Here is a 20,212-nt window from a genome sequence, read left to right as displayed (position 1 = left end):
CCAATCAAACTTCAGTCGACGGTGGAGCTCGCGTTGCGGACAATTACGCGATCGCGTTGCCGGCTGATTTCAAGCCCGGTCTTCCGGCTTGTCGTCGACAGGACCACGTGCTGGCCAGGTGCAAGAACTGACACAACACGGATTGGCGTTCCCGCCTCGCCTTGGGCCAGGGTTGTGACGACATGAAAACCGTCGCCCTCGATCGTGTAGTAAGTGACGCCCGATACGTCGCCGAGATCAATGCTCTTGGCTTGGATCGGACGCAGGCTTTCGGCATGGGCTGTACCAAGGGTAGCTGTGAGGAATGCAATCGTGAAAAGAGCGCTTCGGATCGACATGGTGACCTCCTTTGGATTCGTTCGAAGTGGATAGATGGTGGTGTGCGCTTTGGTGCTGTGTTTTAGGGGCGGGTATCGCCACGACGAGCATCTACGGTTGATGCCCCGTCGCTTCGCCCACCGATGACATCAGACGGGAAAACGCTGTCATAGATCGCCCGGGCTTCTTGAATCAGGCGGAGCCGTTCGCGTTCGGCCTTTGGAACAAACCGGATAACCTCACCCATATTCGCCTCCATCTGTAAGCTGTCGCGCTCGGGCGGCGCCGTTGGGTGAGAGTGGAGCGAAAACTGTCGGTGCAACAGACGGGAAAACTGAGAAGTCTCCTTCCGAAACGCGGAAGGCTTCGAGCGATTTCGTCAGGGTGCGGGGCCGAAACGGCGCCGTTCGCAATCGCTTTCAAGCGGGCGGCGTTGCCGCTATACTCGCCAAATGTCACCAAGAAGCAGGCATAGGGTTGCAGCCATCCAAGGAGCCGTCCACCATGCATGCAATTCGCAAACTGCGTGAGTCGGGCCACGCCACTGTTGCTGACTACGAAAAGCTTCTCGCTCCAAATGTTGTTTTTCACAGTCCCGTGTTGATACGAACTGCAGAAGGTCGTGCGGTAGTTGCGAAGATTTTCGCGACGTCGACCACGCTACGGGAGGGTGCCTATACGGGTGAATGGAAGCTAGACGACCGAAGAACCCTACTGAGATGGAAGGGAAAAATTCAGGGCCACGAGCTGGAAAGCTTCGATCTTATCGAAGAAAACGACGAGGGATTCATCGTCGATCGCACACTAGCTTTTCGTCCAATGCCCGCAGCGAGGCTTTTTCGGGATGCCATGCGGGCTGCCATGGGAAGCTCTATTCCGGACGATTTCTGGGAATATTCAGATTAGAACAGCGGTGGATCGGCGATATCGTTCCGCGGCGATGTCGTTCGATTGGGAGGCCATTCGCACGGGGAACTGGTGAAGATTTTGCGGAAGTAGCCGTCGCACGACGGCACGACCTGCAACGACTAAGAGTCGTCTTCGTCGGATTCCTCGTCCCGATATTCACCGCCGATGGTCAGGCCCTCGATCGTCGTGGCGCCTTTCGGCTTGATCACCCGGCGAGGCGGGACTGAACTCTCGCTTCGCAATGCCTCCATCAGTTGTTCCGAATGGGTGACTATCCAGACGTCGGCGCGGCGTGACGCCTTGGCGACCAGCCGCGCCAATGGCGCCAGCAGCGACGGATGCAGGCTGGTCTCCGGTTCGTTCAGCGCGATGAAGGGCGGCAGCCGATAGCCCATGAACACTGCGAGCAGGCAGATGTATTTCAGCGTCCCATCGGACAGTTCATGAGCCCTAAACGGCCGCGGCATATCCGCCAGCTGCAAATCAAATTCACACCAACCATTTTCTTCCCATGCGCGGAGCTCAGCGCCCGGGAATGCATCCTGGATCGCGTCCTGCAAGTCGGTGGCATCTTCCCGAATGGAATAGAGCGTCGCCAGGGCGGCAGCCAAATCGGTTCCGTCGGCACTGAGCGAGGGCGTCGTGATCGCCAGACACGGCTTTCGTATCGGCGACGCCGGATCGGTGCGAAAATCATGATAGAATCGCCAGCCCAGCATCGCGTTTCTGATCAGGTCGATTTCAGGGCGTTCCTTGCCATCGGAAAAACCCGCAAGCGCCGTCTCTGACGGCAGCACCGCATCCTTGTGGCTAACCCAGGCACCGCTCTCGCCGCGGAGGCTGACGAGCGAATTTTTCCGTTCCATCAACAGGACCTTTCGTTTGCCCTGCGTCGCTTCGATGCTTTCGGCCTTGATCATCGGCTCGCCGGAAAATGCCGCCTCAACCGGGCCGGGAAATCCGAGCTCAATGGAATATCTGAGACGATCGAATTTGGCCGACAAACGCAGTCGACCATCTTCTCCTCGCTTGCGAAGGCCGGACCAACAGACGGAATTTAATCCGCCCTCCTCGGCGATCGTGCGCGTGATTCGACCTGCCGCCGCGTCGCGCAACAGCGACAAGGACTTGTAGAGATTGGATTTGCCGACACCATTCTCACCCACAAACACGGACAAGGGGTGGATGGGTATCGAGAGCTGCCGAATGGAGCGATAGTTGGAAATCGCAACGTCGGTCGGACGCATCACACGCTCTCAATCGGCGGGTTGGCTGTGCATTCGCGCTGCGGTGCGAATACATGCTATTTCAATTCAGGGATGTAGTCTGGATTGACCACCCCGAGAAAGCAAGCCGCCCGATCCCGCGTTCAGTGGCCTGCCCTCGCCGGCGCGGGAGAATGTGCTGAGCAGTCTGGGCCGGAGACGGCTGCTCCACACTCGACTGTCATCATCCGCGAAGGCGGATGATCCAGTATTCCACAGGCGTCTGTTGGACACGGAAAGGCCGCGGCGTACTGGATGCCCGCCCCCGTGCGCAAGTGCGCACTAGGCGGGCATGACAGTGTGCCCTATGGCTTCACCGGCGCCGGCGGCCCATACGCCTCGCTTTCCTTCTCTGCCTTCTGCCGATCCCCGCCCAGCACGCGCTGCACCGAGACGAAGAACACCGGCACCATCAGCAGCGCCAGGATCACCACCGCGATCATGCCGCCCATCACGACGGTGCCGAGGGATTGCTGGCTGGCGCCGCCGGCGCCGTGAGCGATCGCCATTGGCAGCACGCCGCAGATAAAGGCGAGACCGGTCATCAGGATCGGGCGAAAACGGAGACGGCAGGCCTCGATGGTGGCCTCCACCAGCGGCTTGCCTTCCTTCCGCAGGTCCTTGGCGAACTCGATGATGAGGATCGCGTCCTTGGCCGCGAGCCCGATGATGGTGATGAGGCCGACGGTGAAATAGACGTCGTTGGGCAGACCGCGCAGCATGGCCGCAACCACGGCACCGACGATGCCGAGCGGCACGGTGAGCAGCACCGCGAGCGGGATGGTCCAGCTCTCGTATAGTGCGGCCAGACACAGGAACACCACGAACACGGAGAGCGCGAGCAGGAACGGCGCCTGCGAGCCCGACAGCTTTTCCTGAAGCGACTGTCCGGTCCATTCATAGCCGAAGCCACGCGGCAGTTTTCCGGCGAGCTTCTCCATCTCGGCGATCGCATCGCCCGACGTGAAGCCGGGTTTCGCCTCGCCCGAGATGCGCACGGCGGGATAGTAGTTGAAGCCGGCGATCTGGGTCGGACCGCGCGACCATTCGACCGTCGCGAAGGACGAGAACGGCACAAGCTGGCCGTGGGAGTTCTTGACGTTGTAGTTGAGGATGTCCTCGGTCCTCATGCGGTCGCGGCTGTCGGCCTGCACAACGACGCGCTGCATGCGGCCGCGGTTCGGGAAGTCGTTGATGTAGTTCGAGCCGAGGTTGGTCGAGATCGTGTTGTTGATATCCTCGAAGGTGACGCCGAAGGCGCCCGCCTTCTCGCGGTCGATCACGAGATTGACGACGCCGGCCTCGGGCAGGCCCTCGACATAGACCTTTTGCAGCACCGGGCTCGCATTGGCGTCCGCGATCAACTGGTCGGCGGCGCGCATCAGGGCCGGATAGCCCTTCTGGCCGCGATCCTGGAGACGGAACGAGAAGCCGGACGAGTTGCCAAGATTGTCGATCGGCGGCGGCTGCAGCGCCGAGATCTTGGCGTCGCGGATCGACGACGACAGATCGCGGTTGGTGTCGTTGACGATCGCGGCAGCGGACTCCGTCGGTCCACGCTCGGACCAGTCCTTCAGCGTGATGAAGGCCTGCGCGGTGTTCATGCCCTGGCCGGAGAAGCTGAAGCCGGTGAGGAAGGTGACGTCTTTCACGCCTGGTCGCTCGGCGAGATATTTCTCGACCTTCTCGATCACGGCCTCGGTTCGGCCGTAGGACGAATCCGACGGCGTCTGCACGTCCGTAGTCACAAAACCCTGGTCGTCGACGGGCAGGAAGCCGCCCGGCAGATTGACGAAGGCCCAGGACAGGCCGGCGAGCAGCGCGACATAAACCAGCATCAAGCGGCCGGTGCGCTTCAGCGAGAAGACGACGGTGCGGGAATAGCCCTCCTTGCCGCCTTCGAGCATGCGATTGAACCAGCCGAACACGCCCTTCTTCGCATGGCCGTGACCTGCCGCGACGGGCTTGAGCAGCGTCGCGCACAGCGCCGGCGTCAGCGACAGCGCTAGGAATGCGGAGAAGCCGATCGCCGCGACCATGGTCACCGAGAACTGGCGGTAGATGATGCCGACCGAGCCCGGGAAGAACGCCATCGGCACGAACACGGCCATCAGCACCAGCGTGATGCCGATGATGGCGCCAGATATCTGCGACATCGCTTTCCGCGTCGCTTCCGTCGGCGGCAGGCCCTCCTCGCTCATGATGCGCTCGACATTCTCGACCACGACGATGGCGTCGTCGACGAGGATGCCGACCGCGAGCACCATGCCGAACATCGAGAGCATGTTGATGGAGTAGCCGGCGAGCAGCAGCGTGGTACAGGCACCCAGCAGCGCCACCGGCACCACGATGGTCGGAATGATGGTGTAGCGGATGTTCTGCAGGAACAGGAACATCACCACGAACACCAGCACCACGGCTTCGACCAGCGTCGTCAGCACCTTCTTGATCGAGGCCTCGACCACGGGCGTGATATTGTAGGGGATCTCATAGGAGATGTTGGCCGGGAAGAAGCGCGACAGCTCCTTCATCTTCTCCTCGACCGCGCTTGCGGTCGCCAGCGCATTTCCGGTCGGCGACATCAGCACGGAGAGACCGGCCGTCGGCTTGCCGTTCAGGCGGGTGTTGAACTGGTAGCTGAGGCCGCCGACCTCGACCCGCGCGACATCGCGCAGCCGCACGGTCGAGCCGTCGGCATTGGCACGCAGGATGATGGCGCCGAACTCGTCCGGCGACGACAACTGGCCCTTGACCAGCACCAGCGCAGAGGTGCGCTGGCTGTCGGTCGACGGCTCCGCGCCGATGCTGCCCGAGGCGACCTGCGCGTTCTGCGCCGATATCGCCTTGTTGACGTCATCGGCGGTCAGCCCATAGCCGACCAGCTTTGCCGGATCGACCCAGACGCGAAGGCTGCGCTCGGTCGAATAGAGCGTGGCGCGGCCGACGCCGGGAATGCGGCGGATTTCACCGAGCACGTTGCGGATCATGAAGTCGCCGAGGCCAACCTCGTCGAGGCTGCCGTCGGTCGAATTGAGCGTGATGATCTGAAGCACCGCGCTGGATGCTTCCTCGATCAAGATGCCCTGCTGCATGACCGCGCGCGGCAGCCGTGCCTCGATGCGCTTGATGCGGTTCTGCACCTCGACGGACGCAGCGCTGGTATCGGTGCCCGGCTGGAAATTGGCGATGATCTCGACCTGACCGAGCGAATCGCTGGTCGATTCGAAATTAAGAATGCCGGAGGCGCCGTTGAGCTCCTCCTCGATCAGCCGGGTGACGCTGTTGTAGAGGTTTTCGGGCGACGCACCGGGATAGCTGGTCGAGACCGAGATCGAGGGCGGCGCGATGATCGGATATTGCGCGATCGGCAGCAGCGGGACCGAGATCGCGCCGATCAGACAGATGAACAGCGCGACGACCCAGGCGAAGATCGGCCTGTCGATGAAGAAGCTGGCCATGGTGCGTTACCGCGTGACCTTGAGGGCGTGCCGGTTGTCCGCGCTCGCCTCGGCCTCGGACCAGGATTGTGGATTGACCTTGTCGCCGGCCGCAAACTTCTGGAAGCCTTCGACCACCACCTTGTCGCCGGCCTTGAGGCCCTCGGTGACGAACCAGATTCCGTCCTGCACCGAGCCGGTGCGGATCTGCTGCACGGCGATGCGGTTGTCGTCCTTGACGACGAACACCTCGCTGCCACCGCCGCCATTACGCTGGACCGCCTGCTGCGGCACCGCGATCGCGTCGGAGTCCAGGCCCTGGTCGAGGCGGACGCGGACATACATGCCCGGCAGCAGCTCGCGCCTGGGATTGCGGAACTCGCCACGCAGCGTCACCTGGCCGGTATGGGCATCGACCTTGGCGTCCGAGAACAGAAGCTTGCCGTCGAGCGCATAGAGGGTGTTGTCGTCGAGCACGAGGCGCACCTTGACGGCATCGGCCTCGATGCGATCGAGATCGCCGCTCTCGAAAGCGCGACGCAGCTGGTTGAGCTCGGTCACCGACTGGGTGAAGTCGGCATAGATCGGATCGAGCTGCTGCACGGTGGCAAGATTGGTCTCGTTCTGCATGACGAGCGCACCCTCGCTGACAAGGGCCGCACCGACCACGCCGTCGATCGGCGCGCGCACGGTGGCATAATCGAGATTGAGTTTTGCCCGCGCGAGATCGGCCTTGCGGCCCTCGACCTCGGCTTGGGCCTGGCGCTCGGCGGCGATGGTCTTCTCGTTCTCGGCTTCCGGCGCGGCGCGCTGGCTGGTGAGCGTCGCGATGCGGCGCGCCTGCTGCTGCGCCTGCATCAACGCGGCCTCGGCCTTGGCGACCGCCGCGTCGTTGGCCATCACCTCGACCTCGAACGGGCGCGGATCGATGCGGTACAGCGCATCGCCCGCCTTCACTTCGCTGCCCTGGCGGAACAGGCGCTCGACCACGATGCCGGACACGCGCGGCCGCACCTCGGAGACGCGCGTCGGCGAAATGCGGCCGGGCAGCTCGCGCACCACGGCGCGGGCCTGCTGCTTGACGACGACGACGCTGACATCGGGTTCGATGGGTTGGGCAGCGGAGACGGCGGAAGAGGATTCGTCGCAAGCGCCTAGCAGCGGCGCAAAGGCCGCGAGCATCATTGCAACGCATGCCGATCGCGCTCGAAGTCCTGACATGAAGTGGGGTGCCCCAAATTTGTTGAAACTGATCACGCTTCTCGCGCAGCGCCCGTCCCGGGCAATTTCTGCGCGCCTGATGCGATCAAGATAGAATGGACTTGCTGCGGCGCAACGCATGCGGCGGGCGGCTCAATGTCACATGAGCTATCGCGCTGACTTCAGGCTTATTTTTGGGACTCACCGGATTGTGAGTCGGGTTCCGTCGTCGCGCGCTGCGACAGAAGATCGCAAGGGACTGGGGCCACGATGAATTCTGTCAGCTTCATAAGATGGGTTGAGCTCTTGCGAAACCCATCGCCCTGACGGGCAGACGCAGCGTCTGCTCGTGGTTTTCAGCTCGATGTCACTGCGCGGACGGAGTTTGATGGGGTTCGCTTCCGCCTTCGCTCTTCGAGCTACGGCGGACAAGTCGCTCTACCTACGAACTACTGGGCTTGATCGCAGGCCTGCAGGATCCGAACAAAATCAGCCATGCTGGATCGATCTCGGTTGTCAGCCATGGCCGCAACCTGAGTATTGGACGCGGGCTGGCTTCCCTGCCAGAGCCGCATGAGGAGATCGGCGATGTTTCCGGCGATGTTTCTCATGGCGTACTCGCTGCACCACCTGTGACAGTAAGCATCGGTTGAGCGGCAAAGCGCCGCTAGATCGGGAGAAAGGCCGGTGGGCGCTACGCCGCCGGCCTTGTCCTGCAACTGCCGGCTCGCAGGCCGGTTCCGTTGCTTTTCACTCCGGATGTATCGGTAACACCAACACTTGGTCGTTGCCATCGCGCGCAGGTATGAAGTGACCATACTTAGGTAGGCTTTCTTAGGTAGGCTTTGGACTACGGCGCCCGCCGGTGTGAAGAAAGCTGCTCGAAGAAAGCCGCGGGCATTTCGTAGTGCTGAACGCTTGGGGCGTCCGGATATTCGGCGATTGGCCGCAACATCACCTGCCCTCCAAAAACAGCATCATCCATTACGTGACCGCCGCGCGACCCCGCGCTGGCGATGATGCCGTTCGCGGGGGCTGCGGAACGGTAGCGACCTTATCGCTTGGCGGGCGGACCGCTCTTGTTACCCGGCAATCCCTTGACGTTCGCCGGATCCTGCTCCTGCACCGATTGATTTTGAGACGCCGAGCCAACCGTGCCAGTACCAGCCGGCGGCCCGTTCTTGTTGCCGGGAGCACCCGCAATTCCTGCGCCCGAGTTCTGCGCACTCGGCGCGGTTGCCGCGCTGCCGGACTCGGCGCGAGGAGGGCTACCCGGGATTTGAGCCGCCGACCCGGGCTTCTCCTGTTCCGAGACGTAACCCGATGCACCGGAGTTCTGAGTCTTGATGCCTTTGTCGGCTTCATTCTGGAGATTGTGCGATGGCGAGGCCTGCTGCGCCATCGCCGGTGCCGTGAAGCCGGCCACCAGAGCAATTGCCGCGAGTGCGAGATGTCGCATGGTGTTTCCTCCTCAGGGTCTTACGCCGATAACCGCCGAGGAGCCCGACGTTTCCGATCACCGCCGGAATTGTTTGCAAGCAGGGACCGCTGCTTCGTCCCCGGCGCACGATTGATCCGTAGGCGCCCTAATCTGCGGCTCTCATGCGATAGTGGCTGACGCCCCATTCGGTTCCGTCGGCGTAGCCGAACAGGCCGGCGGTGGCGAGGAAGAACCAGCGCCAGCGCCGCATCCACAACGCGGTGTCCCCGCCATAGACGTTCCGCAATGAAACTTCGATCGTGTCGCGACGTGCATCGAAATTGGCGAGCCAGTCAATTGCGGTGCGCTGATAATGCGTGCCGCTCCAGCGCCATTCCTTCTCGATGGCGAAGATATCGTCATACTGCCTGACGAGTTGATGGCTCGGCATCACGCCGCCGGTGAAGAAATGCTGCGCTATCCAGTCCTCGCGATTGGCGCGGTCGAACGCGTAGGAGCCTGCGCGATGGGTGAAGATGTGCATGAAGAAGCGCCCCTCCGGCGCAAGCCACGCGAGCACCCGGGTCATCAGCTTGCGCCAGTTCATCATATGCTCGAACATCTCGACCGAGACGATGCGATCGAACTGGCCCTCCGGCGCGAACACGTTCATGTCGGCGGTGACGACGCGCAAATTGCACAGGCCGCGGCTCTGCGCCATCTCCTCGATATAGGCGCGCTGCGACTGCGAGTTCGACACCGCGGTCACCTTCGCATGCGGAAATTGCCGAGCGATCCACAGCGACAGCGAGCCCCAGCCGCAGCCGAGCTCGAGGACGGTCTGCCCGTCGGCGATCCCCGCATGCTCGACGGCCTGGCGCAGCGCTTCCTCCTCAGCCTCCCGCAAGGTGGTCGCATCGGTCTTGTAGAAGCAGGAGGAGTATTTGCGGTTCGGGCCCAGCACCTGCGCGAAGAAGCTTTGCGGCACTTCGTAATGCTGGCTGTTGGCCGTCTCGGTGTGCTCGGCGATCGGCCTTATCATCATGCGTCCGGCGAAAGCGGCATCGTCGGCTGCGGTGTGCGCGGCGAGGCGCGTTGCGGTGCGCGAGCACAGCCGCTGGATCGCGGCGCGGACCACGAGGTCCGGCAGCGGCACGCGTTCGGCAGTCCCGATGATCGCGGAGACGACGCTCATGCGGCCATTCCCTCTCTGGGTGGCAGGGGAAAGAACATGCTGGTTCGGGATTGATGGTTGCAGTAGCGCTCGCCGCGCGATCGCAGCATCTGCGCTTCCAAAGGCGGGATGCCGGTGATGTGGACCAGGATCCGGTACATGAAAACAGGCGCAAGCAGACGGGCCCAGGCCCACGGATAGACCGCCGAGAGTGCGATGGCCGTCAGTCCCCTAGGAAACGTCGCCATGCCAAGAATCCGACCTAAGTGTGTGGAATACCGAAGTTTTACACAATACGTGTATCAAAGCCGGGTTTCAGCTTTGGGTTCCCCGATCCCCTCCCGAAATCCGCACATCCGGCGCTTTTTTTGGGCGAGCGCTGTGCCATAGTGCGGATGCAAGCAAGCTTTCGTAACGGATGATACCGGCCATGCCGTCAGGCGCCTCGCCCCGCTCCTCCCTCGACATCGAGTACACCAAGCTCTCCTCGCCCAGCGTCTTCCTGGTGCGGATGCTGGTCTTCCTGGTGCTCTGCACCCTGGTGGGCGTGGTGCTCTACAAGCAGATCGTCCAGGCCTTCTTCGCCAATCCCGGGCTGAACGCCCTGATCGGGGCCGTGCTGTTCATCGGCATCGTGCTGGCCTTCCGCCAGGTGATCCGGCTCTATCCCGAGGTGTCCTGGGTCAACAATTTCCGCATCGCCGATCCCGGCCTGGCGCCGGCCCGGCACCCCAAACTGCTGGCACCGATGGCGATGATCCTGGGCGGCGAGCGCACCGGGCGGATGTCGATCACCCAGACCACCATGCGGCATCTGCTCGATTCGATCGCGACCCGCCTGGATGAGGCCCGCGACATCTCCCGCTACATGACCGGCCTGCTGGTCTTCCTCGGCCTGCTCGGCACCTTCTGGGGCCTGATCGAGACGGTCGGCTCGGTCGGCAAGGTGATCGACGGCCTCAAGGTCGGCGGCGATGCCGGCGCACTGTTCGACACGCTGAAGGAGGGCCTGGCCGCCCCGCTCGGCGGCATGGGCATCTCGTTCTCGAGCTCCCTGTTCGGCCTCGCCGGCTCGCTGATCCTCGGCTTCCTCGACCTGCAATCGAGCCAGGCGCAGAACCGCTTCTACACCGACCTCGAGGACTGGCTCGCCACCACCGTGCGCGAATATGGCAGCGGCGAGGTGGCCGTCGCATCGAGCGGCGGCGGAGTTGCCAGCGGCGAGCTCCAAGCGGCCGTCGAGCGGCTGCGCTCCGTGCTCGAGGAAGGCACCGCCAGCCGCAGCACCACCGCGTCGATGGCGAGCCTTGCCGAAGCGATCCAGGCGCTGGTCTCGCATATGCGCACCGAGCAGCAGATGATTCGCGAATGGGCCGACGGCCAGGGCGAGCAGAACCGCGAGATCCGTCGCCTGCTGGAGCGCATCGCGCGCCAGCCCGAGAAGAGTTAGACGCTCGCGTGCCCCGCACGCGACGCAGCACGAAGTGATGCGTCGCTGAGCCGGGGCCCAGAAAAAAACGAGGAATGGGTCCCGCTCTGCGGAGCAGCGTTGCACGCCGCACCGCGTCCGGGACAAGGAATGGGAGACCGACGACAATGGCTCTAGCCCGCGGCCGCCGCAGCGATGGCGCCTTCAACTACTGGCCCGGATTCGTCGATGCGCTGTCGACGCTGGTGCTATCGATCGTGTTCCTGCTGTCAGTGTTCCTGGTCGTGCAGTTCTTCCTGTCGCAGGAGGTGACCGGCAAGGACAAGGCGCTGGAGCAGCTCAACGCCAAGATCGCCCAGCTCAACGAGCTGCTATCGCTGGAGAAGCTCGGCAAGCTCTCGCTCGACGACCAGGTCTCGCAGCTGAAGGCGGGCCTCGCCTCGGCCGAGAGCGAGCGCGACCGCATCAAGGGCCTCTATGAGGGACTCGCCACCGCCGGCAACGACGCGCAGGGCAAGACCTCCGAGCTCGGCAAGGCGCTCGACTCCGAGAAAGCGGTCTCGGCGCGGGCGCTGGCGCAGATCGAGGTGCTGAACCAGCAGATCAGCGCGCTGCGCCGGCAATTGGCGGCACTCGAGGAGGCACTCGACGCTAGCGAGAAGCGCGACAAGGAATCGCAGAACCGCATCGCCGATCTGGGGTCTCGTCTGAATGTTGCCTTGGCGCAGCGCGTGCAGGAATTGTCGCGCTACCGCTCGGAATTCTTCGGCCGCTTGCGCGCCATTCTCGGCAACCGTCCTGATATTCGCGTGGTCGGCGACCGCTTCGTGTTCCAGTCGGAAGTGTTCTTCGACACCGGACAGGCAACGCTGCTGCCCGAAGGCCGCGCTGAGCTCGACACCGTGGCGGCCGCACTGATCGAGCTCGACAAGAAGATCCCGAACGAGATCGCCTGGGTGCTCCGCGTCGATGGCCACACCGACGTGCGGCCGGTGAGCGGTCCGAACTTCAAATCCAACTGGGACCTGTCGGCCGCCCGTTCGATCTCGGTCGTGCAGTACCTGATCTCGCTGGGCGTGCCGGCCCAGCGCCTCGTCGCCGCCGGCTTCGGTGAATTCCAGCCGCTCGACAGCGCCAACACCGAGGACGCCTACAAGCGCAACCGCCGCATCGAGCTGAAGCTGACGGAGCGGTAGTGAGCACGCTCCACCTCCGCCCCTACGTGGCCGCCGACGAAGAGGCCACGATCGAGCTGTGGCACCGCACCTGGCAGCAGGCCTATCCGCAGATCGACTTTGCCGCGCGGGTGGACTGGTGGCGCGAGCGCTGGCGCAACGAGCTGGTGCCGAACGCCGCGATCGTGGTTGCCGAGCAGGACGGCGCGCTGACCGGCTTCGTCACCATCGACGGCACAGGCTATCTCGACCAGCTCGTGGTCGATCCTGACCACTGGGGCTCGGACGCGGCACGGCTGCTGGTCGACGAGGCCAAGCGCCTGTCACCATCGGGCGTCACGCTGCTGGTCAACAAGGACAACAGCCGCGCCATCCGCTTCTACGAGCGCAACGGCTTTGCCCATGCCGGCGAGGATGTGAACCCGACGTCGGGACGGCCGGTGCTGAAGATGGCGTGGCGGCCGTGACGGCAAGCAGATGGAGAGGATCGATGCGGCTGAGCGATCTGGCCAAGGGGTCTTCGGTGTTTCTGGCCGTCATCGTCACCGGCTGTGTCTCGACGATCTATGTCGACCAGCGCCTCGCGCCGCCGCCCACGACCACGAGTGCGACGGCGAGTGAGACGGCGCCGGCGAGCACTCCCGCTCCGACAGACAGCCCGGCTCCGGCCAATGGCGGGTCGGCCTGCATCGGCGAGGGCGGCAGCTGGAAGAACTGGCCGTGGCCGAACGTGCCAATGGGCTCGCCGAAGTGCCCGTGAACGCGGCCGCCTCAACCGAAACGACGAAAACAACCCCATGCACAGTAGCCGATGATAAGGTAGCGGGTCCTCGCGGGCGCCTAACGCCAGTTCACACTTAGGGCTAATCAGAGCGCTGTCTACTTCCGGTACGCGCCATCATTCTTCGGCCGTAGCCCGCGTCGCGAGCAACAGCGACCGCTTGGGCGCGGCTGTTTGCTCCGAGTTTCCCCAAGACAGCCGAGACATGATTGCGGACAGTCTTTGCCGAGATCTTCAGCCGGACAGAGATATCGGCATTGCTCATACCGTGCGCAAGAAGTTCGACGACATCGCGCTCCCGCGCTGTCAATTCGTCGAATGACTCGGTCGCGCCGTCATGAGAGGTACAGGGAAGGAATTCGTCGAGCTCGTACACGAACTGCTTCCAGGCCGGCTCGGTGCCCAACAGAATGTGATTGCGGCTCTCGAGGGGCACAAATCGCGCGTCTGGAATTAGCGCGGCGACCCTGCGACCATCATCAAAGGGCAACACCGCGCTCTGACGGGAATGAAAGACAAGCGTTGGACAGCGCAGGTTCGGCAGCAGGTCCTGCATATCACTCTCCACGAGGGTGCGCAGCAGCGCGACCGCGTTTGCGGCAGAAGTTGTCAAGCGTAGCAGCTCATTGAAAGAGCGAGCCTGCTCCGCAGTCGCGTCTGGAATGTGCAGAGATGTCAGGAAGGTCCCAAATCCGGGAATGTCCTGCGGCCAACCCAACTCGAACGCCTTGAGCTGTACCTGCATATTTTCGACCCGCTCAGGCGGAGCCTTTGCCGTCAATGGCCCCGCCGGCGATGTGCCATACAGCACGAGCCGGCTGACGCGATCAGGATTCTGCACGGCAAAGGGGAGAACGATCCGCGCGCCACCGGACATGGCCAGGAGTGCGAAATTGCGGACTCCAGACGCGTTGACGACGGCTTCAAAATCCTCAACGAGCTTTTCGAAGGTGAACTCGACACCCGAACGATCGGATAGGCCGGTCCCGCGAAAATCGTAGCGGATCAGGGTGTGCCGCTTTGCCAGCGCCGAGATCCAAGGCCGCCAGACCGGGCTGTCCCAATCAAAATTGAGGTGGTGGACAAAATGCGCGACCCACACCAGCGGAGGTCCGCTGCCACATATTCCATAAGCGATGCGTGTGCCATCGCGGCTGGCGCAAAAACGAATCTGCTGCGTTGGAGGCAACACGGGGACCCACGGGGGTGTGCGGCTCTAGCACGATCTATGGCATCAAGTTACCATGTTCATGACTAGACCGTCGAGGGCCACGCGCCAATGCTGCCGGGTCCGTATTCCCTTAGAAGGGTATCAATCGGAGGCCGTGTGCCCCCGCCTGTGGGTTCGAGATATTGGCCCAAGCGACGGCCGCGCGCGACAAGTTCTCTGCCCGCATGCTTTCGGCGGCGCTCGTAGGCGAGCAATGCGCCGCCAATGTCACCTTTGGCAAGCTCATCGGCAAGCGCCCAGGCGTCCTGCGCAGCCTTGGTGACGCTGGTGCCGACATGCGGTCGAGCGACGAAAGCCGCGTCGCCAACGAGTACGACACGATCGAACGTCATGCACGTCGTTTCGAGGTCAAAGATTGCAGAAAGAATCGGCTGTTGATTGCCGGCGACCAACTCGGCGAGCTGAGGAGCCAGCAATGTGCGAGCGGTCAGCTTGAGTTCGGCGATGACCTCTTTTCGAATGAGAGGCGGCGGTATCGAATCTCCGTGACAATACCCCGTCGCATCGGTGCACCACTCCCGCAGCGTGGAATCGAAGTCGGCCGGACGAAACCAGACAAACATGCATCTGCGGCCGCCAACCGCATCACGATCTGCGATCGGGATGGAAAACGCGAGTTCACCGTTCGGCAGGCAGAATACCATGTCCTGGAGTGTAGTGGCGCGCCATTGCGGCGAGATGCTGTTTTCCTCGACGATGCCTCGCCATGCGACATAGCCGGCATAGCGCGGGACGATTTCAGGCATGTACTGCCGGCGCACCGTTGAACGAATACCATCCGCCCCAATCAGCAGATCAGCTTCGACCCGCGCCCCATTTTCGAACAAGGCAACAACACTGCGTTCCCTCTGTTCGCAGCGGATGAGCGTCATTCCCCCATGGTAGGGTCCGGTCGAGAACGTTTCCCTGAGAGACTGGTAGACCCGGTCCCATGCCGTAGTCACTTCTCGCACCGGCAGTTGGCAAATCGACTCACCGCTCCGGGCGAGGCAGACGTGCGAGCGCACCTCCGTCCACATCGACCTGTCGATACGGATTCCAATCTGCCGCATGACCATGAACAAGTCGGCTTGCGCACCAAGTCCGGCCCCGCGCCCGGCGAGATCTCCGCGTGCGCGTTCGAAAATATCGGCATGCCACCCGATGGATCGTAGTAGGTTCGCCGTGAGCAGTCCGCTCAGGGAGCCACCGATGACCAGGGCGTGGGGTTTGCTCATCTCAGGGGCTCTGGCCTGACGCGGTGTCAGTTGATCTTGAGGCCGGTCGTGTCGATCAGCTCCCTCCAGCGGGCGCTTTCGGCCTTGATGAAGGCGGCGGATTCATCCGGATTGCTGCCGACCGGAACCGCTGCGAGATCGGCCAGGCGTCCGGCAACATCGGGAAGCGCCAGGACTTCTCTGATCGCTGCGGAAAGCTTTGCGGCGATAGCATCCGGCGTCTTTGGTGGAGCGACGATCGCAAACCATTCCTCGTGAGCAAATCCCGGCACTGCCTCGGAAATGCTCGGAACGGCAGGCTCCTGTTGCAGTCGTGCTGGCGTTGTAACAGCGAGAAGCCTGAGCTTGCCCTCCTTGATGTTGCCTGCGACGTTGCCGTAGAGGTCGATCATCATGTCGATATGACCACCGATCAGGTCATTCATCGCCGGCGCCATGCCTTGATAAGGCACATGGACCAGGCGAATGTCGGCGGCCTTCATCAATTGCTCGGTGGCGAGATGCGGCGTGCTACCCGTTCCTGGCGATCCGAATGTGAGTTTGCCGGGATTGGCCTTGGCATAGGCAAGCAACTCTTGGAGATTTGAGGCCGGCACCTTCGGATTGATGACGAGCACCGTCGGAAGTCTGACCATCAGGCTCACCGGCACGAACGCGTCCGGATCAAAGTTCAACTTGCTCCGAAGATGACCGCTGACAACGAGCGGCCCCGGGGGCGAGGCCAAGAGCGTGTATCCGTCGGGATCCGACCTGGCCACGGCTTCGGCACCGAGATTCTGAGCCGCCCCGGGTCGGTTCTCGATGATGACGGCAACGCCCCATTTCGCTGACAGCTTCTCGGCGACAATCCGGGGTACGACATCCAACAACGGTCCCGGCGGCACGGGTACGACGATCTTGATCGTGCGATGGGGAAAGTCCTCGGCCGCAGCCAACCCGCTGACCGCGGCGGCAGTCGTGCAAACAGCTGCGATGAGGCAAATCGCAATTGAAGAACGGGCGAGATATTTCACTGATTGCCTCCTCCAAGCAGCCTTCAGGCCGCAACCAATGGAGGGATAGTCATGTCAAATTCGAAAGTTGTCATGGGGCCGGTGTCCCGGAAATCTTCAAGGTGCGAACCTTGGCGTCCTGAAAATCGGGACTTTGCGCTGATGCGACGAAGCAATCCAGAGTCCCTCCGCGGAAAGATTCTGGATTGCTTCGCTGCGCTCGCAATGACGAGGGAAGCTTCGCTGTGCTCGCAATGACGAGAGAATGAGGCCCCGCCTCACGCCCCCTCGAACTGCAACCTCGCCAGCCTGGCATAAAGCCCGTTCACCGCAACCAGCTCGGCATGCGTGCCCTGCTCGACGATCTTGCCCTGGTCCATCACCAGGATGCGATCGCAGGACAGCACGGTGGCGAGGCGGTGCGCGATCACCAGAGTGGTGCGGTGGCTCATCAGCTCCTCGAGCGCGGTCTGCACCAGCGTCTCGCTTTCGGCGTCGAGTGCGGAGGTGGCTTCATCGAGCAACAGCAGCGGTGCGTCGCGCAGGATGGCGCGCGCGATCGCGATGCGCTGACGCTGGCCGCCGGAGAGCGTCACGCCGCGCTCGCCGAGCGGGGTGTCGAAACCTTCCGGCAGGCGGCGGATGAACTCGGTGGCATGTGCGAGCTCGGCGGCGCGCTCGACCTCGGCATCACTCGCATCGGGCCGGCCGAAGCGGATGTTCTCGCGCGCGCTCGCGGCAAACACGTTCGATTCCTGCGGCACCAGCGCGATGTGTGAACGGAAGTCACGCGGATCGGCAGCCTTCACCGGCACGCCGTCGAGCGAGATTGCACCACCCCGCGGGTCGTAGAAGCGCAGCAGCAGATGGAAGATGGTGCTCTTGCCGGCGCCGGACGGGCCGACGATCGCAACCTTCTCGCCGGGCCGCACCGCAAACGACACGGCGTCGAGCACGTTGACATCGGGTCGCGCGGGATAGGAGAAGCTGACGCGATCGAAGCCGACCTCGCCGCGCCCGGGCACCGGCAGCGCGCGCGGCGACGCCGGCGCCCTGATGTCGGGCTGCACATGCAAAATCTCGAACAGGCGTTCGGCAGCGCCGGATGCGGCCGAGACCTCGCCCCAGACCTCGCTGAGCTGGCCGAGGCCCGCGGCCGCGAAGGCCGCATAGAGCACGAACTGGCCGAGCCGGCCCGGCGTGATTGCCCCTGTGAGCACGTCATGCGAGCCGATCCAGAGGATCCCGACCACGCTTGCGAACACGATGAAGATGACGATGGCGGTGAGAACCGCGCGGGCCTGCGTGGACGTGCGCGCCGCCTCATAGGCCTGCTCGACCTCGCCGCCGAAACGCTTCGCAGCCAGCCCTTCGCTGGTATAGGCCTGCACGGTGCGGATCGCACCGATCAGCTCGCCCGCATAGGCGGACGCATCGGCCAGCGTATCCTGCGCGTTGCGCGACAGCCGCCGCACCCAGCGCCCGAAGGCGACCAGCGGCAGCACGATCAGGGGAATCGCCAGCAGCACGAAGCCGGACAGACGCGGGCTGGTGATCACCATCATCGCCGCCGCGCCAAAGAACATCATCAGATTGCGCAGCGCGATCGACACGGAGGCGCCGACGGCGGATTTGATTTGCGTGGTGTCGGCGGTGAGCCGCGACACCAGCTCGCCGCTGCGCGCCGAATCGAAGAACGCCGGCGACAGCGAGAGCAGATGCGCAAACACATCGCGCCTGAGATCGGCGACGATGCGCTCGCCGATCGTCATCACGAGGTAGTAGCGGGCCGCGCTCGCGAGCGCGAGCACGGCGACCACCGCGATCATCACCGAGAAGTAGCTGTTGATCAGCGCGATGCCTTCCGGCGTCAGGCCGAAATCGATCATCCGGCGCACCGCGACCGGCACCAGCAGCGTGGTCAGGGCTGCGACCGTCAGCGCGACAAAGGCGAGCGCCGCCCGGCCGCGATAGCGGGCCACGTAAGGCGCGAGCGCCATCAGCGGCCGCAGCCTGGCGCGGCCCTTCTCGGGCTGCTCGATCAGCTCGACTTCGATCGACGGGGCTTCTGCCGGCCCGGTTTCAAGCCGTTCTACTGCGCTCATGAGATCCGACCAAAAGAGATAAGTCTGCTCCAGATAGGCCGGGGCGCCGGTCGTGGCAAATCGGGGATGTCCCTTAGGGGACCGCCCGGTTCTGCTGTGCCCACAATGGCTTGTTTTGAGGGGGTCTCTGGGGTATAGACCCGGCAAATCCGTCATTCGATAGCCACTCAAGCAAGGCGCCGGGCGCCCCAGGAATTGCCATGAAAGCCGAGATTCATCCGAATTATCATACGATTAAGGTCGTGATGACCGACGGAACCGAGTACCTGACCCGCTCCACCTGGGGCAAGGAAGGCGACACGCTGAACCTCGACATCGACCCGAAGTCGCACCCGGCCTGGACCGGCGGCAACGCCCAGCTGATGGACCGCGGCGGCCGCGTCTCGCGCTTCCAGAAGAAGTTTTCGGGCTTCCTCAAAAAGGATTGATCCTGGCCGCAAGGCTGGAGACGAAAAACGCCCCCGGGAGACCGGGGGCGTTTTTGTTTTGGGGCTATCGTCATTGCGAGAAGCTCTTGCGACGAAGCAATCCAGGCTACCTCTGCGGAGGCTTCCTGGATTGCTTCGCTTCGCTCGCAATGACGGGCTGTTGGAGCTTTACCGCTCGAACGCGGCCTTCAGGGCGTTGAGCTGCGGCACCAGCGGATTGCCGATCGAAGGGTAATCGACGGGCGGGGTGTGGATGGTGGTGTCGAGGCGGCGCACGCGGGTCTGCAGGCTCATCGAGCGATGGATCAGCTCCTGGAGCTGCGACGGCAGCTTCTCGATCGTGTCGGCGGGGCCGGGATCGGCGGCGGAGAGCTTGACCTTGGTCTTCTCGCGGTTGGCCTGGCCCAGCGTCATCTCGCCTTCCTTCACCGCGCGATGCAGCAACAGCCACGAGGCGAGCTGCATCAGGCGGGTGGTGAGACGCATGCTCTCAGTCGCGTAGGTGAGGCTGACGGCGCGATCGAGCGCCTTGGCCTCGTTGCGGCCGGCGCCGTCGAGATAGGCGGCGGTCTCTTCGACGAGATCCATGCCTTCGCGGAACAGGGCGCCGAACGCCGCAGAATTGGTGAACCGCTCGCTGAGTTGAACGAGAGCGCCGTCGGCTTGCAAACGTTCCATGGTTAACGCCCCTTACGCAACTGTTTACCCATCCGGCTTTGGCGCCGGCTTATGATGAACAAATCATTGCGCGTAGGGATCGCGGAGTCCAGCGACAAGCGCGGATATGGTTTCCGCGGGTCATTCCCCGGAATTCAACCGGAACGAGACGCAAAAAAGAGCCGCCGGAAAACCGGCGGCTTTGAAAGTTGATAACAGGGAGGCGTCAAACAGAGTGGACAGGAGCCACTCGGTGTCCAAACGAGGACAGTTCCAGTCATAAAGCGAAAAGCTTAATGTGGAGTAAACGAGCGAATTTTTTGAGGGTTCGTTAGCCATGTCGGCCAGAGGCCGAGGGGGTTCGCGGAACAATCTGCCCGTCATGGCCGGGCTTGTCCCGCCTGCGCGGCCGAAGCCGCTTCGGCGAGGCGAAGGCCCGGGCATCCACGTTCTTTCTGTCGGCGAAAGATCAAG

At 63.1% G+C, this 20,212-nt stretch carries 19 protein-coding genes and 1 pseudogene; 7 read left to right on the top strand and 13 right to left on the bottom strand.

Going from position 1 to position 20,212, the window contains the following annotated elements:
* Positions 1–11: 11 nt before the first annotated feature.
* Together ABIC09_RS34915 and ABIC09_RS34910 are read right to left on the bottom strand one after the other, a co-directional pair.
* Positions 12–338 carry a hypothetical protein gene (locus tag ABIC09_RS34915; protein ID WP_148756408.1) on the bottom strand — a complete coding sequence of 109 codons (327 nt, stop codon included), beginning with the start codon at positions 336–338 and terminating at the stop codon, positions 12–14.
* Positions 339–400: 62 nt separating this feature from the next.
* Complete coding sequence (locus tag ABIC09_RS34910; protein WP_187435488.1) at positions 401–565, bottom strand: hypothetical protein; 165 nt, start codon at positions 563–565, stop codon at positions 401–403.
* Positions 566–822: 257 nt separating this feature from the next.
* Here ABIC09_RS34910 and ABIC09_RS34905 point away from each other — a divergent pair, with 257 nt between their 5' ends.
* Complete coding sequence (locus ABIC09_RS34905) at positions 823–1,224, top strand: hypothetical protein (protein ID WP_148756407.1); 402 nt, start codon at positions 823–825, stop codon at positions 1,222–1,224.
* Positions 1,225–1,346: 122 nt separating this feature from the next.
* On the opposite strand, the gene ABIC09_RS34900 is transcribed toward ABIC09_RS34905, so the two are convergent.
* From ABIC09_RS34900 to ABIC09_RS34890, 3 genes are all read right to left on the bottom strand, one after another.
* Positions 1,347–2,474 carry an AAA family ATPase gene (locus ABIC09_RS34900; protein ID WP_354112092.1) on the bottom strand — a complete coding sequence of 376 codons (1,128 nt, stop codon included), beginning with the start codon at positions 2,472–2,474 and terminating at the stop codon, positions 1,347–1,349.
* A gap of 323 nt (positions 2,475–2,797) precedes the next feature.
* Positions 2,798–5,950 carry a multidrug efflux RND transporter permease subunit gene (locus tag ABIC09_RS34895; RefSeq protein ID WP_354112091.1) on the bottom strand — a complete coding sequence of 1,051 codons (3,153 nt, stop codon included), beginning with the start codon at positions 5,948–5,950 and terminating at the stop codon, positions 2,798–2,800.
* A 6-nt stretch (positions 5,951–5,956) separates the two neighbouring features.
* Positions 5,957–7,150 carry an efflux RND transporter periplasmic adaptor subunit gene (locus ABIC09_RS34890; protein WP_354112090.1) on the bottom strand — a complete coding sequence of 398 codons (1,194 nt, stop codon included), beginning with the start codon at positions 7,148–7,150 and terminating at the stop codon, positions 5,957–5,959.
* Positions 7,151–7,587: 437 nt separating this feature from the next.
* On the opposite strand from ABIC09_RS34890, the gene ABIC09_RS34885 reads away from it, so the two are divergent.
* Positions 7,588–7,782, top strand: a complete 195-nt coding sequence (locus tag ABIC09_RS34885) for a hypothetical protein (protein WP_354112089.1) — start codon at positions 7,588–7,590, stop codon at positions 7,780–7,782.
* A gap of 401 nt (positions 7,783–8,183) precedes the next feature.
* On the opposite strand, the gene ABIC09_RS34880 is transcribed toward ABIC09_RS34885, so the two are convergent.
* From ABIC09_RS34880 to ABIC09_RS34870, 3 genes and pseudogenes are all read right to left on the bottom strand, one after another.
* Positions 8,184–8,408 (bottom strand): hypothetical protein, encoded by a 225-nt coding sequence (locus ABIC09_RS34880; protein WP_354032555.1) that lies wholly within the window; start codon positions 8,406–8,408, stop codon positions 8,184–8,186.
* A gap of 307 nt (positions 8,409–8,715) precedes the next feature.
* Entirely contained in the window at positions 8,716–9,744 is a 1,029-nt protein-coding gene (locus ABIC09_RS34875; RefSeq protein ID WP_354032380.1) for an SAM-dependent methyltransferase, read from the bottom strand.
* Positions 9,741–9,941 (bottom strand): annotated as a pseudogene (locus ABIC09_RS34870) (DUF1295 domain-containing protein); the annotation flags it as partial. The gene ABIC09_RS34875 and the pseudogene ABIC09_RS34870, both read right to left, overlap by 4 nt.
* A gap of 212 nt (positions 9,942–10,153) precedes the next feature.
* Here ABIC09_RS34870 and ABIC09_RS34865 point away from each other — a divergent pair.
* The 4 genes from ABIC09_RS34865 (at position 10,154) to ABIC09_RS34850 (ending at position 13,087) form a co-directional block, all read left to right on the top strand.
* Positions 10,154–11,173, top strand: a complete 1,020-nt coding sequence (locus ABIC09_RS34865) for a flagellar motor protein MotA (protein WP_354085566.1) — start codon at positions 10,154–10,156, stop codon at positions 11,171–11,173.
* A 146-nt stretch (positions 11,174–11,319) separates the two neighbouring features.
* Complete coding sequence (locus tag ABIC09_RS34860) at positions 11,320–12,348, top strand: peptidoglycan -binding protein (protein ID WP_354112088.1); 1,029 nt, start codon at positions 11,320–11,322, stop codon at positions 12,346–12,348.
* A complete protein-coding gene (locus ABIC09_RS34855) occupies positions 12,348–12,794 on the top strand; it encodes a GNAT family N-acetyltransferase (protein ID WP_354112087.1) in 447 nt (148 codons plus the stop codon). Before ABIC09_RS34860 ends, ABIC09_RS34855 begins: the two co-directional genes overlap by 1 nt.
* Before the next feature lie 23 nt (positions 12,795–12,817).
* Positions 12,818–13,087: a hypothetical protein gene (locus ABIC09_RS34850; RefSeq protein WP_354112086.1), complete on the top strand. Its 270-nt coding sequence runs from the start codon at positions 12,818–12,820 to the stop codon at positions 13,085–13,087.
* A gap of 103 nt (positions 13,088–13,190) precedes the next feature.
* On the opposite strand, the gene ABIC09_RS34845 is transcribed toward ABIC09_RS34850, so the two are convergent.
* The 4 genes from ABIC09_RS34845 to ABIC09_RS34830 form a co-directional block, all read right to left on the bottom strand.
* Complete coding sequence (locus ABIC09_RS34845) at positions 13,191–14,210, bottom strand: alpha/beta fold hydrolase (protein WP_354112085.1); 1,020 nt, start codon at positions 14,208–14,210, stop codon at positions 13,191–13,193.
* A gap of 152 nt (positions 14,211–14,362) precedes the next feature.
* Complete coding sequence (locus ABIC09_RS34840; protein ID WP_354112084.1) at positions 14,363–15,556, bottom strand: FAD binding domain-containing protein; 1,194 nt, start codon at positions 15,554–15,556, stop codon at positions 14,363–14,365.
* A 26-nt stretch (positions 15,557–15,582) separates the two neighbouring features.
* Positions 15,583–16,569 (bottom strand): Bug family tripartite tricarboxylate transporter substrate binding protein, encoded by a 987-nt coding sequence (locus tag ABIC09_RS34835; protein WP_354112083.1) that lies wholly within the window; start codon positions 16,567–16,569, stop codon positions 15,583–15,585.
* Between the two features lie 257 nt (positions 16,570–16,826).
* Positions 16,827–18,653: an ABC transporter ATP-binding protein/permease gene (locus ABIC09_RS34830; RefSeq protein ID WP_354112082.1), complete on the bottom strand. Its 1,827-nt coding sequence runs from the start codon at positions 18,651–18,653 to the stop codon at positions 16,827–16,829.
* A gap of 200 nt (positions 18,654–18,853) precedes the next feature.
* Here ABIC09_RS34830 and rpmE point away from each other — a divergent pair, with 200 nt between their 5' ends.
* Positions 18,854–19,081, top strand: coding sequence for a 50S ribosomal protein L31 (gene rpmE / locus ABIC09_RS34825; protein WP_007599895.1), 228 nt, complete (start codon positions 18,854–18,856; stop codon positions 19,079–19,081).
* A gap of 168 nt (positions 19,082–19,249) precedes the next feature.
* Here the strand turns inward: rpmE and rcdA are convergent, their stop codons facing one another.
* Positions 19,250–19,759, bottom strand: a complete 510-nt coding sequence (rcdA, locus tag ABIC09_RS34820; RefSeq protein ID WP_148756365.1) for a protease adaptor protein RcdA — start codon at positions 19,757–19,759, stop codon at positions 19,250–19,252.
* Positions 19,760–20,212 lie beyond the last annotated feature (453 nt).

The organism is Bradyrhizobium sp. S3.12.5, assembly GCF_040548225.1.
In the GTDB taxonomy this organism is placed as follows: Bacteria; Pseudomonadota; Alphaproteobacteria; order Rhizobiales; family Xanthobacteraceae; genus Bradyrhizobium; species Bradyrhizobium cytisi.
Note: the sequence above shows the minus strand (reverse complement) of the source record. Positions and strands in the feature narration are given on the sequence as shown.